The sequence below is a fragment of the Nocardioides sp. genome (assembly GCF_036274455.1).
Classification (GTDB): domain Bacteria; phylum Actinomycetota; class Actinomycetes; order Propionibacteriales; family Nocardioidaceae; genus Nocardioides.
The window spans coordinates 1-15,027 of record NZ_DASUFR010000048.1; the positions used below are offsets into that span (position 1 = coordinate 1).

Below are 15,027 nucleotides of genomic sequence, written 5' to 3' on the forward strand. Positions count from 1 at the left end.
GAGCCTGGTGCCGGGTGACGCCCTGTTCTTCGGCCACGGCTTCAACATCCGGTACGGACTGATCACCCCGCCGGACGGTGTCGACGTCGCGATGGTCGCGCCCAAGGGACCCGGCCACCTGGTCCGCCGCGAGTACACCGAGGGCCGGGGCGTCCCGGTGCTGGTCGCGGTCGAGAAGGACGCCACCGGCAAGGCCTGGGACCTGGCGCTGTCCTACGCCAAGGGGATCGGCGGCCTCCGTGCCGGCGGCATCAAGACCACGTTCACCGAGGAGTGCGAGACCGACCTGTTCGGTGAGCAGGCGGTGCTCTGCGGCGGAGCGTCGCAGCTGGTGCAGTACGGCTTCGAGACGCTGATCGAGGCCGGCTACCAGCCCGAGGTCGCGTACTTCGAGTGCTTGCACGAGCTGAAGCTGATCGTCGACCTGATGTACGAGGGCGGCATCGCCAAGCAGCGCTGGTCGGTCTCCGACACCGCGGAGTACGGCGACTACGTCTCCGGCCCGCGCGTCATCGACGAGCACGTGAAGGAGAACATGAAGCAGATCCTGGCCGAGATCAAGGACGGCTCGTTCGCGCAGCGGTTCATCGCCGACCAGGACGCCGGCGCCCCGGAGTTCAACAAGTTCCGCGAGCAGGCCGAGCAGCACCCGATCGAGAAGACCGGCCGCGAGCTCCGCAAGCTGATGGCCTGGGTGAAGTCCCACGACTCCGACTACGTCGAGGGTTCGTCTGCGCGGGGCTGACCGGCGACCGACACTACTGGCATGGAGATCCTGGAGGCGGGGTTCAGTGGTGTCGAGGGGGCGGTGTTCGTCGTCGTCGTCGGTGGCCGGCGGATCGAGCTGCCGTGGGTCGAGTACGCCTCGCTCCGCGACGGGATCCTGGTGCTCGAGGCCGAGACGACCGGCTCCGGCTCGGCGGCGGTGACGTGGGTGCGGGTCTGGGAGCAGGCCTCGTGGCAGCTCCCGCTCGGCGAGGAGGCGCACGCCGCTCCGCGCGGCCGCCGGGTGCGGGAGCCCGACCCGGAAGCCTTCGACTGAGGGGGCTGAGGTGGATGACGACCGAGTACCCCCGGGAGTGTGCCCTCCCGGGGGTCCTCGTCATGCGGCCTGGCGCCGTTCCCGAGGCCCTACTTGACCTCGGACCGCATCACCATCGCCAGGCCGACGGTCAGGGGGATGACCAGCCAGATCAGGCCGGAGACCCCCAGCTGCGCCCAGTCGTTGCCAGTGAGCCCGCCGTCGTACAGCTGCCCCTGCGCGTAGTTGAAGTCGAGCCACGGCTGGGCCCGCTCCCACCAGTGCTGGAAGTTCGCCAGGAGCATCGAGAGGGTCGGCAGCACGAAGCCGTAGACGACGAAGCCCACGATCGCGCCGGGGGAGTTGCGGATCAGCACGCCGAGCATGAAGCCGATGAGCAGGTTCAGCACGTTGGCGAGGACCAGGTAGCCCATCTGCGAGGCAGGGATGTCCCAGACCGGGTCGACACCGGCGATCGCCGTACCGACGAGGTTGCCGAGCGCGCCGATGGCGAGGGCGACCGCGATGGACACCGCGCCCAGCGCCATCGAGACCAGCATCTTGGCCCAGATCACCCGGCCGCGGTGGGGGACCAGGGTGAAGGTGGTGAGCCCACTGCGCTGGCTCCACTCGCTGGTGACGGAGAGGATCGCCATCACCGGCAGCAGCAGGGTCATCGGGATCCCGATGGCCGCGCCGAAGTTGTCGTAGTTCAGCGCGCTGTCGGGGGCGAACGCGATCACGCACACGGTCGCGATCAGGGCGCTCGCGGCGATGCTCGCCATGAGCCAGAAGCCGGCCCGGGTGTTGAACATCTTGATCAGCTCGACGCGGAGCAGCCGGGTGAACGGGATCGGGGCAGGAGCGGTCCGCGCAGCGGCGTGCGCGGCGGTGCGCTCGATGCCAGTGGTGGTGGCGGTGGTCATGCCGCTGCTCCTTCTCGTGAGGTCTCTGCGGTGAGCTCGAGGAACATCTCCTCGAGGCCGGCGCCGTCGGCGGCGCGCAGCTCGGTGAGGGGTACGCCGGCCGCGAGCGCGACCTTGCCGACCTGGTCGGCGTCGGCCTCGGCGCGCAGGCCGTGCGGGCCGGAGGCGACGGCGTGGATGCCGTTCTCCGCCAGCGCGCGGGCCAGCTCGCCGATGGCGCTGGAGCGGACCAGGGTGCCGGCGGTGGCCAGCAGCTCGGCCTTGGTGCCCTGGGCGACGATCTTCCCGTTGCCGATCACGACCAGGTCGTCGGCGATGACCTCGATCTCGTGCAGCAGGTGCGAGGAGAGCAGGACGGTGCCGCCCTGGTTCGCGAAGCCGCGGAGCAGGTCGCGCATCCACCGGATGCCGGCCGGGTCCAGGCCGTTGGCCGGCTCGTCGAGGATCAGCACCTCCGGGTCGCCGATCAGCGCGGTGGCGATGCCGAGCCGCTGGCGCATGCCGAGGGAGTAGTTCTTGACCCGGCGCTCGGCCTCCTTGGGCGTGAGGGAGACGGTCTCGAGCATCTGGTCGACCTTCGCCATCGACAGCCCCATGGTGCGCGCGGCGACCTTGAGGGTCTCCCGACCGGTGCGGCCGGCGTGCTGGGCGGAGGCGTCGAGCAGGACGCCCACCTCGCGGCCGGGGTTGGGGAGGTCGGCGTACTTCCGGCCGAGCACGGTCGCGGTGCCGGACGTCGCCGGGGTCAGCCCGACCATGACGCGCATGGTGGTCGACTTCCCGGCGCCGTTCGGACCGAGGAACCCGGTCACGCGGCCCGGCTGGGCGGCGAAGGTGACGTCGTCCACGGCCCGCAGACCGCCGTACGTCCTGGTGAGTGCGGTGACTTCGATCATGGGTGCAACGCTCCCGTCAGGAAGGGGTCGCCCGCATCGGGGAGCGGTCCCCAGCAACCCCCTGTCCGACCCTGAGGGAGTCTCAGGGGTGACCCCGGCCCGTTGATTCCGGACTTCCGCCGGTTGACTCGGGAGTTCCGCCGGTTGACTCGGGAGTTTCGCCGGTCAGGTGCGGCGGATGTCCGGATCCAACCGGCAGATGTCCGGAATCAACGCCGGGCAGGAGGCGTTGGAACTCCGTGCGCATCGAGATCTGGTCCGACGTCGTCTGCCCGTGGTGCTACATCGGGAAGCGCCACCTGGAGGCGGCACTCGACGGGTTCGAGCACCGCGACGACGTCGAGGTGCTCTTCCGCTCCTTCGAGCTCGACCCGACGACGCCGGAGGTGCCGGTCGAGACGACCGTGGAGTCGCTGGCGCGCAAGTTCGGCACCGACGTGGCCGGTGCCCGGGAGCTGATGAAGCGCGCGGACGGCGTGGCCGCCGCGGCGGGGCTCACGTTCAACCACGCCGACGCCCCGCACGCGAGGACCGTCGACGCACACCGGCTCCTCCACCTGGCCCTGGCCGAGGGCGGGCCGTCGCGACAGGCCGACCTGAAGGAGGCACTGCTCGCGGCGTACTTCCTCCGGGGCGAGAACATGGGCGACCACGACGTGCTCCGCAAGGTCGCCGTCGAGGCCGGCCTCGACCCGGCGCGCGTCGACGAGGTGCTGGAGAGCGACGCGTTCACCGACGCGGTGCACGCCGACATCGCCCAGGCCCGGGCGTACGGCGCGACCGGCGTGCCGTTCTTCGTCGTCGACCGGAGGTACGCCGTCTCCGGGGCGCAGCCCACCGAGGTCTTCGGCCAGCTGCTCGACCGTGCGTGGGCCGACAGCCACCCGTCGATCGAGCTGGTCGGGGGAGCGGGCGCCGAAGCCTGCGGGCCGGACGGCTGCCCGATCTGAGTCCGGGCCAGGCTCCCCGAAGTGAGGTAAACCTCACTTAGGTTAGCCAACCCTAAGTTGGCGGCGTACAGTCTTCGACCGTGCTGCCGACCTTCGTGATCGGCCTCCGTGAAGGACTCGAGGCCGTGCTGATCGTGTCGATCATCGCGACCTTCCTGCGCCGCAACGGCCAGAGCCTGCGGGCCATGTGGATCGGCGCCCTCGCGGCGGTGGCCCTGAGCATCGGGGTCGGCGTCGCGCTCCAGGTCGTCAACCAGAGCCTCCCGCAGCGCGAGCAGGAGGGGATGGAGACCGTCATCGGCTTCGTCGCGGTCTTCTTCGTCACCGGGATGATCCTCTGGATGCGCAAGCACGCGCGGTTCATGAAGCGTGAGCTCGAGGGCGCTGCCGAGGCCGCCCTGCGGCACAACACCACCACCGCGCTGGTCGTCATGGTCTTCCTCGCGGTGCTGCGCGAGGGGTTCGAGACCTCGGTGTTCCTGCTCAGCACGTTCCAGGCGTCGTCCAGCCCGGCCACCTCCGCCGGCGGGGCCGTCCTCGGCATCCTCGTCGCGATCGCGATCGGCTACGGCATCTACAAGGGCGGCGTCCGGCTCAACCTGGCCCGGTTCTTCAAGATCACCGGCGTCTTCCTGGTCTTCGTCGCGGCCGGGCTGGTGCTCACCTCGCTGCGCACCGCCCAGGAGGCCGGGTGGATCGGCTTCGGCCAGGGGACCACGGTCGACCTCTCGTGGCTCGCCCCGCCCGGCGCGGTCCGTACCGCCCTGATCAGCGGCGTGCTCGGCATGCCGCGCGACCCGCGCCAGGTCGAGCTGCTCGGCTGGGCCTGCTACCTGGTGCCGGTGCTCGCCATCACGCTGTGGCCGGCCGCCTGGCGGCTGTCCGCGCGCGGCGTGACCGTGGCCCGGCGGGCCGGGGCCGGCGTGCTGGCCGCGGGCGCGTTGTCGCTGTTCCTCGTCGTACCGGTGCCCTCGACCGCCGTGGCCGCGGACGCCCCGCTCGACGGCGGCGGCACCGCCCGGGTCGCGGTCAGCGGTGACCGGGGCACGCTGACCACGCAGACCGGTACGGCCACGACGACCTGGGCGCTGGTGCGGCCAACAAGCACCGCGTCCTCCGGCGCGGACACCTCGTGGACGCTGGAGTCAGCGAACACGGACCTCCCGGCGACCCTGGACCTCGCGACGCTGCTGGCCTACACCGGCCACAAGATCCCGGTCGGCCTCGACATCAACCGCGCGCCCGGCCCCTACGACGCTGCGTGGGACGACCGGGTCACCGGCACCGTCCTCACCCGGGACGGCGGGCTCGTGGACGCGCACGGCCGGGCCAAGCTGGTGCTGACGGTGAGCGGAGGCGGGCTGGAGTCGCCCCGGGTCTTCAGTGTCGACTCAGGCGGTGCCGAGCTCGCGGTCACCCGCGCCCACGTGGCCCAGGTCGCGAGCGCCGTCCTCGCCGGCAACCGCACGCGCGGCGACCGCGAGCTGTGGAAGTACTGGTTCCCCGGCCTCCTGCTCGTCGCCGCGGCGGCACTGGCCGCCCAGGACGTACGCCGGCGCGCGACCGCGCCACCGGCGACCCGCACCGACGCGGTGCGCACGTCCGAGCGGGGCCGGATCCGGGCCCCGGCCGTGCACTGAGCGTGCACCGAGCGTGCACCGAGCGTGCACTGAGCATGCACTCAGCCATTCGACTCCCCGCTGATCCGCCTGACCGGGATCCGACCGAGATCCGATCGAGATCCGACCGAGCAAAAGAAGGACCGACCCATGCGAACCCTCTCCCGTCGCCGGACCGGCGCCGGCGCGCTCGCCGTCCTGGCTGCCGCCGCCATCGCCGGCTGTGGCAGCGACGACTCCGGCAGCCCGAGCTCGTCGGGCAAGGACGCCGGCCCGGGCGCCACGGCCGAGGCCGCCGGCACCGGCGGCGCTGCGAAGCTGAACGTCACGATGGCCAACGACGGCGGCAGCGACACCTGCACGCTGGACACCGACTCGGTGGCCGCCGGCCCGGTCACGTTCACGATCACCAACCGGAGCGCGACCGGGATCACCGAGGTCGAGCTGCTCAGCGACCAGAAGATCCTGGGCGAGAAGGAGAACCTCGCCCCCGGCCTCGACCCGGTCAGCTTCACGCTCACGCTGGGCGGCGGCGACTACCAGGTCTACTGCCCGGGCGCCGAGCCCGAGCTGGTCGACCTCAAGGTCACCGGCGAGGCGGCGACCGAGCCGGTCGGCGACACCCAGCAGGCCCTGCAGCACGGCGCCAGCGACTACGCGACGTACGTCGACGACGAGGTCGCCTCGATGGGGCAGGGCGCCCAGGCGCTCCAGGCCGCGGTCGAGAGCGGTGACGTGGCCGCCGCGCAGAAGGCCTACGCCAACGCCCGCATCCACTACGAGCGCATCGAGTCCGACGTCGAGGGCTTCGTGCTCGACGGGTTCGAGCCCACCGACAACCACGGCAACCTCGACTACCTGATCGACATGCGCGCCTCGAACCTCGACCCCGACGTCGGCTGGCACGGCTTCCACGCCGTCGAGCGGGACCTGTTCGGCCGCCAGACGATCACCGGCTCGACCAAGCGGCTGGCCGCTGAGCTGAGCGCCAACGTCACCAGGCTGAGCGCGCTCGCCAAGACCCTGACCTACAAGCCGGAGGACCTCGCCAACGGTGCCGCCGGCCTGCTCGAGGAGGTCCAGGCCAACAAGATCAGCGGCGAAGAGGAGGAGTTCAGCCACATCGACCTCGTCGACTTCGCCGGCAACGTGGAGGGGGCCGAGCAGTCCTTCGCCTACCTCAAGCCCGGGCTCGAGCAGATCGACGGCACCCTCACCGCGACGATCGCGCAGCGGTTCGACGACGTCACCGCACTGCTCGACACCTACCGCGACGCCGACGAGCTCGGCGGTTACCGGCGCTACACGCCCGAGCTGCGCAAGACCGACGCCAACCACCTGAGCCAGACCGTCCAAGCCCTCCAGGACTCGCTGTCCCGCCTGGCCGAGAAGGTGGCCACTGCCTGATGGCACCCCAGCACGGCCTCTCCCGCCGGCGCCTCCTCGGAGGCGCCGGCGCGGGCGTCGCCGCGGCCGGCTTCGGGGCGGGCTTCGGGGTCGGCCGGCTGACCGACGACAGCAGGTCAGCCGCGGCTCCGACCGTGGGGCTCGATGCCGTGGACCTCGGCCGGAGCGTCGACTTCTACACCGGCGCGCACCAGGCCGGCATCGACACCCCCCAGCAGCGCTACTGCGTCTTCATGACCTTCGACATCACCGCGTCGACGACCCAGGAGCTGCAGGTCCTGATGGCGCGCTGGTCGGCGGCCATCGCCCAGTGCATGGCCGGGGAGCCGGTGGGCACGGTGGCGCCCGACCGGGCCGGTGCGGTGGCCGGGGACACCGGCGAGGCCCTCGACCTCGGCCCTTCCTCCCTCACCGTCACGGTGGGGCTCGGCCCGGGCGTCTTCGACGAGCGCTTCGGGCTGGCCGACCGGAGGCCGAAGCTGCTCGCCGACCTCCCCGCCCTGCCCAGTGACCAGCTCCGTCCCGAGCTGACCGGCGGCGACCTGTCGGTCCAGGCGTGCGCGGACGACCCGCAGGTCGCCTACCACGCGGTCCGGGACCTGGCCCGGATGGGCCGGGGGGTCGTCAACACCCGCTGGGTCGTCCTCGGCTTCGGCCGAGCGTCGGCCGGCCCGGGCCAGTCGACGCCGCGCAACCTGATGGGCTTCAAGGACGGCACCCGCAACATCAAGGAGCCCGCGGACCTCGACGAGTTCGTCTGGGTCGACGGCGACGTCGACTGGATGAACGGCGGTGGCACCTACCAGGTGGCCCGCAAGATCCGCATGGACATCGAGATCTGGGACTCCGACGACGTGGCCGACCAGCAGCGGATCTTCGGCCGGTTCAAGCAGGACGGCGCACCGCTCACCGGCAAGGACGAGTTCGACACCCCGGACTTCTCGGCCACCGACGACACCGGCAAGACGGTCATCGACCCCACCTCGCACGTCGCCCTCGCCGCTCCCGAGAACAACAACGGTGTGCGCATCTTCCGTCGTGGCTACAACTTCACCGACGGCATCAACGAGGTCGGGCAGCTCGACGCGGGGCTGCTGTTCGTCGCGTACATGAACGACCCTGACCACTTCGTCCGGCTGCAGACCAGGCTCGGCCGCTCGGATGCGTTGAACGAGTACATCGCCCACATCGGCTCCGGCATCTTCGCCGTGCCGCCCGCCCCGGAGAAGGGCGGCTACCTCGCCCAGGAGCTGTTCGCGTGACTGTCTACCCCCGCGAGCTTCGGCCCCGGCGCGTTCAGAGCTCGACGAACCGATCCACACCGACCTCCTCGAGGAAGCCTCGGTCGTGGCTGACCACGAGCAGCGCGCCGCGGTAGGACGCCAGCGCCGACACGAGTGCGTCGTACGACGCCAGGTCGAGGTTGTTGGTCGGCTCGTCGAGCAGCAGGAGCTGCGGGGCCGGGTCCGCGAGCAGCAGGGCAGCCAAGGTCGCGCGGAACCGCTCACCGCCCGACAGGGTCCCGACCAGCTGCTCCGCGGCCGCCCCGCGGAACAGGAACCGGGCCAGCTGGGCGCGGACCGCATTGTGCTCGACGCCGGGGGCGCGGAGCGCGACGTTGTCGACGACCGACAGCGCGGGGTCGAGGACGTCGAGCCGCTGGGGGAGCAGGGCGATCGGCACGTGGGTCCGGACCGAGCCCGACTGCGCCGGCACGGAGCCCATGATCGTGTCGAGGAGCGTCGTCTTGCCCGCGCCGTTGGGTCCGCTGACCGCGACCCGGTCGGGGCCGCGCAGGTCGAGCTCGACGGCGGCACCGGCGCGGATCACCAGGTGCTCCGTGGTCAGCACGACCCGGCCGCGCGGGACCTCCGTGGCGGGCAGGTCGACGCGGATGGTGCGGTCGTCGCGCAGCCGCGCCTCGGCCTCGCCGAGCCGGTCCCTGGCCGCGTCGAGCCGCTCCTCGTGCACCTTGCGGTAGGACGACGCGTGCTTCTCCGACCGGTTCTGCCAGAAGTGCTGGGCGGCCTTGTCCATGTTGGTGCGGACCGCGTTGCGGGCGCCTTGCCTCTTGCGCTGGGCGATCAACCGCTCCGCCTCCCGCCGGTCCACCTGCTGACGGCGTACGTCGGCCCGGGCGGCGGTGACCGCCTGCTCGGCGGCCTCCTGCTCGGCCGCGACCTGGGCGGCGTACGACGAGAAGCCGCCGCCGTACCAGCGCACCGCGCCGTCGCGGAGCTCACCGATCCGCTCGACCCGCTCGAGGAGCTCCCGGTCGTGGCTGACGACGAGGAGGGTCCGCGGCCACGAGCCGAGCACGTCGTGGAGGCGCGAGCGGGCCGCGGCGTCCAGGTTGTTGGTCGGCTCGTCGAGCAGCAGCACGTCGGGACGCCGGAGCAGCAGCCGGGCCAGCCCGAGCCGGACCACCTCGCCGCCGGAGAGCTCGCCGAGCCGACGGTCGAGGACCGAGGCCGGCAGGCCGAGCCGGTCGAGCTCGGCCAGTGTCCGCTCCTCGACGTCCCACTGGTCGCCGACGGCCTCGAGGTCGGCCGCGATGTCGGCGGTGCCGCCAGAGCCGGCCTCGAGGCGGCGCAGCGCCCGCAGCGGCGTGCCGATGCCGAGCACGTCATCGACACGGGAGGACCGGTCGAGGGTGAGGTCCTGCGGCAGGTAGCCGACCTCGCCCGCGACCGAGACCGAGCCGGACGAGGGCCGGAGCACGCCGGCCGCCAGCTTGAGCAGCGTGGACTTGCCCGAGCCGTTCGCGCCGACCAGCCCCGAGCGGCCGGATGGGACCAGCAGGTCGAGGCCGTCGAAGACGACGGCGCCGTCGGGCCGGGTCAGGCCGACGCGGGAGAAGGACAGGACGGAGTGGGTCGGGGCAGGCACGGTGGCTCCTCTGGGCTGCGCGTTGCACAGGGCGGTCAGGGCGGCACCGGTTCACTCCACGATCGCCACAATAGGTGAGCCGCTGGAGAGTCGCACCTCGATTGCGGGCGGCGGGGTAGTGTGAACGGCCGCACAGCGTCGTGCGTGTCCCCTCCTGATCCGACAGGGTCCGACCCGCGAGGAAGCGCTGTGACAGACAAGCCCGTGGTCCTCATCGCCGAGGAGCTCAGCCCGGCCACGATCGAGGAGCTCGGCCCCGACTTCGAGGTCCGGTTCTGCAACGGCAGCGACCGCGGCGAGCTGCTGGCCGCGCTCCCCGAGGCCCAGGCGCTGCTGGTCCGCAGCGCCACCACCGTGGACGCCGAGGCCCTGGCCGTCGCGACGAGGCTCAAGGTCGTGGCCCGCGCCGGGGTCGGACTCGACAACGTCGACGTGCGCGCGGCCACGCAGTCCGGCGTGATGGTCGTCAACGCGCCGACGTCCAACATCGTCTCGGCCGCCGAGCTGGCCGTCGCGCTGATGCTGGCCGCCGCGCGGCACATCAGTCCGGCCAACGCGGCGCTGCGCCAGGGGGAGTGGAAGCGGTCGAAGTACACCGGCATCGAGCTGTTCGAGAAGACCGCCGGCATCGTGGGGCTCGGCCGGATCGGTGTGCTCGTGGCCCACCGGCTCGCGGCGTTCGGCATGAACGTGATCGCCTACGACCCCTACGTGCAGGCCGGCCGCGCCGCCCAGATGGGGGTCCGCCTGGTCGACCTGGAGACGCTGCTGAGCGAGTCGGACTTCATGTCGGTGCACCTGCCGAAGACGCCGGAGACCATCGGGCTGATCGGCGACGCGGAGCTGCACAAGGTCCGCCCCCACCTCGTGCTGGTCAACGCAGCGCGCGGCGGGATCGTGGACGAGCAGGCGCTCTACGCCGCCCTCAAGGAGGGCCGGATCGCCGCGGCCGGGGTGGACGTGTTCGCCAAGGAGCCGTGCACGGACAGCCCGCTGTTCGAGCTCGAGAACGTCGTCGCCACCCCGCACCTGGGCGCCTCGACCGACGAGGCTCAGGAGAAGGCCGGGCTGGCGGTGGCCCGCTCGGTCCGGCTCGCGCTCTCCGGCGAGCTGGTGCCCGACGCGGTCAACGTCCAGGGCGGGGTCATCGCCGAGGACGTGCGGCCCGGCATCCCGCTCACCGAGAAGCTGGGCCGGATCTTCACCGCGCTGGCCGGCGAGGTCGCCCAGCAGGTCGACGTCGAGGTGCGCGGGGAGATCACCGACTACGACGTCAAGGTGCTGGAGCTGGCCGCGCTCAAGGGCATCTTCACCGACATCGTCGAGGACCAGGTCTCCTATGTGAACGCACCGCTCCTCGCGGCCGAGCGCGGCACCGCCGTACGCCTCGTCGTCGACCCCGAGAGTCCCGACCACCGCAACCTGATCACCATCCGCGGCACGCTGGCCGACGGCGACCAGGTCTCGGTCAGCGGCACCATGATCGGCATCCACCAGCGCGAGCGGCTGGTCGAGGTCAACGGCTTCGACGTCGACCTCGAGCCCACCGAGCACCTCGCGTTCCTCAGCTACGAGGACCGGCCGGGCATGGTCGGCACCGTCGGCGGCATCCTCGGCGCGGCCGGCGTCAACATCGCCGGCATGCAGGTCTCCCGCGACTCCAAGGGCGGCCTGGCCCTGGTGGCCCTGTCGGTGGACTCGGCCATCCCCCCGGACACGCTGCTCGAGATCGAGAACGCCATCGACGCGGTGCGGGTGCGCGCGGCCGACCTGGTCTAGGAGGCTGTCTCCTCGAAGGTCAGGCGACCATCACTCGTCCGCGGCCCCGGCTCGCGGTCGTCTGCCGGGCGCTGACCACCGCCCAGGCGTCGGCGATGGCGGCCACCGCCCGCTCGAGCTCCTCGACCCGACGGGTGTAGGGGATCCGCACGAACCGGTCGAGGCCGCCGTCGGGCGCGAAGACCGGACCGGGGGCCACGATCACCCCATTGCGCTCGGCCTCGTCGGTCACCGCGATCCCGAGCCCGCGGCCCGGGCCGGGCAGCTCGCACCACAGTGAGAGCCCGCCGCCGGGGATGCGGAAGGTCCAGTCGGGCAGGGCACAGTGCAGGGCGGCGACGAGCGCGTCGCGCTGCTCACGCAGCCGGGCGCGGTGCTGGTCGAGGGTGGCGGCGGGGTCGTCGAGGAGGCGGACGGTCGCGAGCTGCTCCATCACCGGTACGCCGAGGTCGAGGGTCACCCGGGCGCTGGTGAGCCGGTCCATCTGGTCGAGCGGTGCCCGCACCCAGCCGACCCGCAGCCCGCCCCAGAACGACTTGCTGACGCTGCCGACGCTGATCGCGTCCGGGGCGTACGCCGCGAACGGCCGTGGCATCTCCTGTCCGTCGAGCGCGAGCTGCTGGTGGGACTCATCGACGATGGCGGTCACGTGGGCCCGGCGGAGCTCGGCGGCGTACCGCTCCCGCTCCTCGTCCGACATCAGCAGGCCGGTCGGGTTCTGGAAGTCGGGGATCAGGTAGGCGAGCCGCGGCGCGACCTGGCGCACCCGGGCCATGGTCGCGTCGAGGTCCCAGCCGTCCGGGTCCACCTCGGTCGTGGCCAGCCGCGCACCGGCGTTGCGCACCCGCTCGGCCGCGTTGGGGTAGCCGGGGCTGTCCACCAGGACCCGGTCGCCACGGCCGGCCAGCGCCTGCGCCACGATCGAGACCCCGGACAGCGCACCCGGCGTGACCATCACCTGGGCCGGGTCGGTGGGCAACCCGCGCGCGTCGTACGTCGCGGCGATGGCGGCCTGGAGCTCGGGCATCCCGGCCGGGAAGTAGCCGTGGCCGCCGAGGTAGGCCGGCAGCCGGGTGGCCGCCTCGGCGTAGGCCGAGGCGATCTGCGGCGGGGCGAAGGGCGCCGCGCAGTTGAGGTCGATCGCGGCCCGGTCGCTCTGGCGGGGGAGCAGCGCCCGGTCGTGCGCGCGCGCCGGGCCGCCCGGCACCCGCGTGTAGGTGCCCGAGCCCTGGCGCGCCTCGGCGTACCCGGCATCGCGGACGCTCGCGTAGGCCCTGGTCACGGTGGTCCGGGATACCCCCAGCGCCTCGGTCAGCTCGCGCTCGCTCGGCAGCCGCGTCCCGACCGGGATCCGGCCGTCGCCGATCAGCAGCACCAGCGCATCGGCGAGCCCCGCGTAGGCCGGGCTCCGGTCGAAGTCGGCGGCCAGGGTGGCCACCCGGCGGGCGGTGATGGCACGGTCCATGCAGGCCACCTTCGCACAATTGGCTATTTATAGGAAGGCCACTTGGCCGGATCATGGAGCGGTGGCCAGCACCGTCGTCCCGAGCACCCCGCGGGTCCTGACCGACCTCGGGCCGATCGCCCAGCTGCGCGCCGGCCGGCTGGCTCGCCGGCTCCCGCAGCTGTACGCCGGGCTGGTGCTCTACGGGCTGTCCATCGCGATGATGGTGACTGCCCATCTCGGCAACGCGCCCTGGGACGTCCTGCATTCCGGGCTGGCCGAGCACCTCCCGATCACGCTCGGCGAGGCGCTGGTCATCGTCAGCTTCCTGGTGATGCTTCTGTGGATCCCGCTGCGCGAGCTCCCCGGCATCGGGACGATCTCCAACGCGATCGTCATCGGCGTCTCCGCGGACGTGTTCCTGCACTACCTCGACCAGCCAGGTGCACTCTGGCTGCGCGGGGTGCTGACCGTCGGCGGAGTCGTGGTGTGCGGACTGGCCACGGCGATGTACATCGGCGCGCAGCTCGGTCGAGGCCCGAGGGACGGGCTGATGACCGGCTTCGCCCGGCGTACCGGCCTGTCGCTGCGGCTGGTCCGCACCCTCCTCGAGGTCACCGTCGTCGTGCTCGGCCTCGTCCTTGGCGGCGCCGCGGGCCTCGGCACGGTCCTCTACGCCCTCGCCATCGGCCCGCTCACCCAGGCCATGCTGCCGTTCTGGCTCGTCGAGGTTGATTCCGGACTTCTACCGGTCGAATCGGGGGAATGAACCGGCGCAACTCCCGACTCGACCGGCAGAAGTCCGGAATCAACGTCAACGCTTGGTGGCGATGATCGTGGAGGCGTCGGAGGCGACCATGACCTCGACGGCGGTGAAGCGCTCGTCGGTCAGCCAGTGCTCGCGGAGGGTGTCGACCCGGCCGTCGGTGATCGGCGGCCAGAGCTCGCAGGGGACGAAGTCGTCGAGGACCACGATGCCGCCGTCCTCGACCAGGTCGGCGACGGCGTCCACGGAGACCTCGGTCGGGTCACCGGAGTCGAGGAAGAGCAGCGAGTAGGGGCCCCGGTCGAGCAGCGTGGACCAGTCGGCGGCCAGCACCTCCACCTGGTCGTCGTCGCGGAAGATCTCTGCCGCCGCCTTGGCGAGCCCGGGGTCGACCTCCGCGGTGACGATGCGTGCCTTCTCGCCGCGTACGCCGGAGCGGAGCCACGCCGTACCGACGCCGCAGCCGGTGCCGAACTCGGCCATGGTGCCGTCGCGGGTCGCGGCCAGCATCGCGAGCAGCCGGCCGGTCTCGTTGCGGCAGAAGGAGACGTAGCCGGCCCGGCGGGATACGTCGAACGCGCGGTTCACGATCGGGGGGAGGTCAGGCGGATGGCTCACGATGTCGAGTCTTTCATCTCGATACGGCTGTCTCGCATGTCGAACACCCTGCGTAATTCGATGTCGTGCGATCCACGGACGTCCTACCATCAGACCACCATGCGGAGCGTGTTCGTACTCATCGAGCGCCGCGGCGAGGCCTGACGAGAGGCCACCTCGCCGCGGTGGTCGGCGTTGCGTGGCTTCTCAATCCGGCAGAGCTCGACACAGCGAGCTCCACCAGTTCAGGTCGAGACGCCCCCGTGGCGCGGAACACCAGCTTCAGCCGCGTGATCCGCCAGGCAGCAGGTCCACACCTCGTGCGATCCACGAGTCGGAACGTCCCCGTCGCGGGGCGTCCTCGGCCAGACCGACTCATCCATCCATGCACGATCCACGAGGAGAGACTCCGATGTACGACATGTATCCGGACTGGGGGCCGTCCAGCCACCACCCCGACAACCCGCGCAGCGTCGAGAACACCAACGCGGCCGTCCAGGCCTCGCTCGACCTGCGGGACAACGGCGGCCAGCCGCACGACGACAACTAGCCTGCCGAGCGTGACGACTACCGAGCCAGGCGCCGGATCGGTCAAGCTCGCCGTCATCGGCGGCGACGGGATCGGTCCGGAGGTGACCGCCGAGGCCCTCAAGGTGCTCGACGCGGCCGCCCCGGCCGGCGTGAAGTTCGAGCAGACGCGCTACGACCTCGGGGCCGAGCGCTACCTCGCCAC

General features: G+C 71.8%; 15 protein-coding genes. 10 read left to right on the forward strand and 5 right to left on the reverse strand.

Features of this window, described 5'->3' with window-relative positions; genetic code table 11:
* Both ilvC and VFV89_RS04575 read left to right on the forward strand, forming a co-directional pair.
* On the forward strand, nucleotides 1-745 hold a 745-nt coding region (ilvC, locus tag VFV89_RS04570; RefSeq protein ID WP_329704723.1), incomplete at its 5' end, for a ketol-acid reductoisomerase.
* A 21-nt stretch (nucleotides 746-766) separates the two neighbouring features.
* Nucleotides 767-1,042, forward strand: coding sequence for a hypothetical protein (locus VFV89_RS04575; RefSeq protein ID WP_329704724.1), 276 nt, complete (start codon nucleotides 767-769; stop codon nucleotides 1,040-1,042).
* An 89-nt stretch (nucleotides 1,043-1,131) separates the two neighbouring features.
* Here VFV89_RS04575 and VFV89_RS04580 read toward each other — a convergent pair whose 3' ends face one another.
* Both VFV89_RS04580 and VFV89_RS04585 read right to left on the reverse strand, forming a co-directional pair.
* A complete protein-coding gene (locus VFV89_RS04580) occupies nucleotides 1,132-1,947 on the reverse strand; it encodes an ABC transporter permease (RefSeq protein ID WP_329704725.1) in 816 nt (271 codons plus the stop codon).
* Entirely contained in the window at nucleotides 1,944-2,843 is a 900-nt protein-coding gene (locus tag VFV89_RS04585) for an ABC transporter ATP-binding protein (protein WP_329704726.1), read from the reverse strand. Before VFV89_RS04585 ends, VFV89_RS04580 begins: the two co-directional genes overlap by 4 nt.
* Before the next feature lie 239 nt (nucleotides 2,844-3,082).
* On the opposite strand from VFV89_RS04585, the gene VFV89_RS04590 reads away from it, so the two are divergent.
* From VFV89_RS04590 to efeB, 4 genes are all read left to right on the forward strand, one after another.
* Entirely contained in the window at nucleotides 3,083-3,793 is a 711-nt protein-coding gene (locus VFV89_RS04590; protein WP_329704727.1) for a DsbA family oxidoreductase, read from the forward strand.
* A gap of 80 nt (nucleotides 3,794-3,873) precedes the next feature.
* Nucleotides 3,874-5,433, forward strand: a complete 1,560-nt coding sequence (efeU, locus tag VFV89_RS04595) for an iron uptake transporter permease EfeU (protein WP_329704728.1) — start codon at nucleotides 3,874-3,876, stop codon at nucleotides 5,431-5,433.
* Between the two features lie 129 nt (nucleotides 5,434-5,562).
* Entirely contained in the window at nucleotides 5,563-6,819 is a 1,257-nt protein-coding gene (gene efeO, locus VFV89_RS04600; protein WP_329704729.1) for an iron uptake system protein EfeO, read from the forward strand.
* Complete coding sequence (efeB, locus tag VFV89_RS04605) at nucleotides 6,819-8,081, forward strand: iron uptake transporter deferrochelatase/peroxidase subunit (protein WP_329704730.1); 1,263 nt, start codon at nucleotides 6,819-6,821, stop codon at nucleotides 8,079-8,081. The genes efeO and efeB overlap by 1 nt, the downstream gene beginning before the upstream one ends.
* A gap of 34 nt (nucleotides 8,082-8,115) precedes the next feature.
* On the opposite strand, the gene VFV89_RS04610 is transcribed toward efeB, so the two are convergent.
* The gene (locus VFV89_RS04610) at nucleotides 8,116-9,708 is read right to left on the reverse strand and encodes an ABC-F family ATP-binding cassette domain-containing protein (RefSeq protein WP_329704731.1); all 1,593 of its coding nucleotides are present in this window, start codon (nucleotides 9,706-9,708) and stop codon (nucleotides 8,116-8,118) included.
* Between the two features lie 189 nt (nucleotides 9,709-9,897).
* Here VFV89_RS04610 and serA point away from each other — a divergent pair, with 189 nt between their 5' ends.
* Nucleotides 9,898-11,487 carry a phosphoglycerate dehydrogenase gene (gene serA / locus VFV89_RS04615; protein ID WP_329704732.1) on the forward strand — a complete coding sequence of 530 codons (1,590 nt, stop codon included), beginning with the start codon at nucleotides 9,898-9,900 and terminating at the stop codon, nucleotides 11,485-11,487.
* Between the two features lie 19 nt (nucleotides 11,488-11,506).
* Here serA and VFV89_RS04620 read toward each other — a convergent pair whose 3' ends face one another.
* The gene (locus tag VFV89_RS04620; protein WP_329704733.1) at nucleotides 11,507-12,952 is read right to left on the reverse strand and encodes a PLP-dependent aminotransferase family protein; all 1,446 of its coding nucleotides are present in this window, start codon (nucleotides 12,950-12,952) and stop codon (nucleotides 11,507-11,509) included.
* Between the two features lie 61 nt (nucleotides 12,953-13,013).
* Between VFV89_RS04620 and VFV89_RS04625 the strand changes: the two genes are divergently transcribed.
* Nucleotides 13,014-13,700: a hypothetical protein gene (locus VFV89_RS04625; RefSeq protein ID WP_329704734.1), complete on the forward strand. Its 687-nt coding sequence runs from the start codon at nucleotides 13,014-13,016 to the stop codon at nucleotides 13,698-13,700.
* A 45-nt stretch (nucleotides 13,701-13,745) separates the two neighbouring features.
* Here VFV89_RS04625 and VFV89_RS04630 read toward each other — a convergent pair whose 3' ends face one another.
* Nucleotides 13,746-14,315, reverse strand: coding sequence for an O-methyltransferase (locus VFV89_RS04630; protein ID WP_329704735.1), 570 nt, complete (start codon nucleotides 14,313-14,315; stop codon nucleotides 13,746-13,748).
* A 391-nt stretch (nucleotides 14,316-14,706) separates the two neighbouring features.
* On the opposite strand from VFV89_RS04630, the gene VFV89_RS04635 reads away from it, so the two are divergent.
* Complete coding sequence (locus VFV89_RS04635; RefSeq protein ID WP_329704736.1) at nucleotides 14,707-14,844, forward strand: hypothetical protein; 138 nt, start codon at nucleotides 14,707-14,709, stop codon at nucleotides 14,842-14,844.
* A gap of 10 nt (nucleotides 14,845-14,854) precedes the next feature.
* Nucleotides 14,855-15,027, forward strand: a 173-nt coding sequence (locus VFV89_RS04640) for an isocitrate/isopropylmalate family dehydrogenase (RefSeq protein WP_329704737.1), incomplete at its 3' end; no start/stop codon positions are given.

Bases quoted from the DNA above. Each gene is read 5' to 3' on its own strand.
- VFV89_RS04575 (WP_329704724.1), top strand. From the start codon at position 767: ATGGAGATCCTGGAGGCGGGGTTCAGTGGTGTCGAGGGGGCGGTGTTC.
- VFV89_RS04580 (WP_329704725.1), bottom strand. From the start codon at position 1,947: ATGACCACCGCCACCACCACTGGCATCGAGCGCACCGCCGCGCACGCC.
- VFV89_RS04585 (WP_329704726.1), bottom strand. From the start codon at position 2,843: ATGATCGAAGTCACCGCACTCACCAGGACGTACGGCGGTCTGCGGGCC.
- efeO (WP_329704729.1), top strand. From the start codon at position 5,563: ATGCGAACCCTCTCCCGTCGCCGGACCGGCGCCGGCGCGCTCGCCGTC.
- efeB (WP_329704730.1), top strand. From the start codon at position 6,819: ATGGCACCCCAGCACGGCCTCTCCCGCCGGCGCCTCCTCGGAGGCGCC.
- VFV89_RS04620 (WP_329704733.1), bottom strand. From the start codon at position 12,952: ATGGACCGTGCCATCACCGCCCGCCGGGTGGCCACCCTGGCCGCCGAC.
- VFV89_RS04635 (WP_329704736.1), top strand. From the start codon at position 14,707: ATGTACGACATGTATCCGGACTGGGGGCCGTCCAGCCACCACCCCGAC.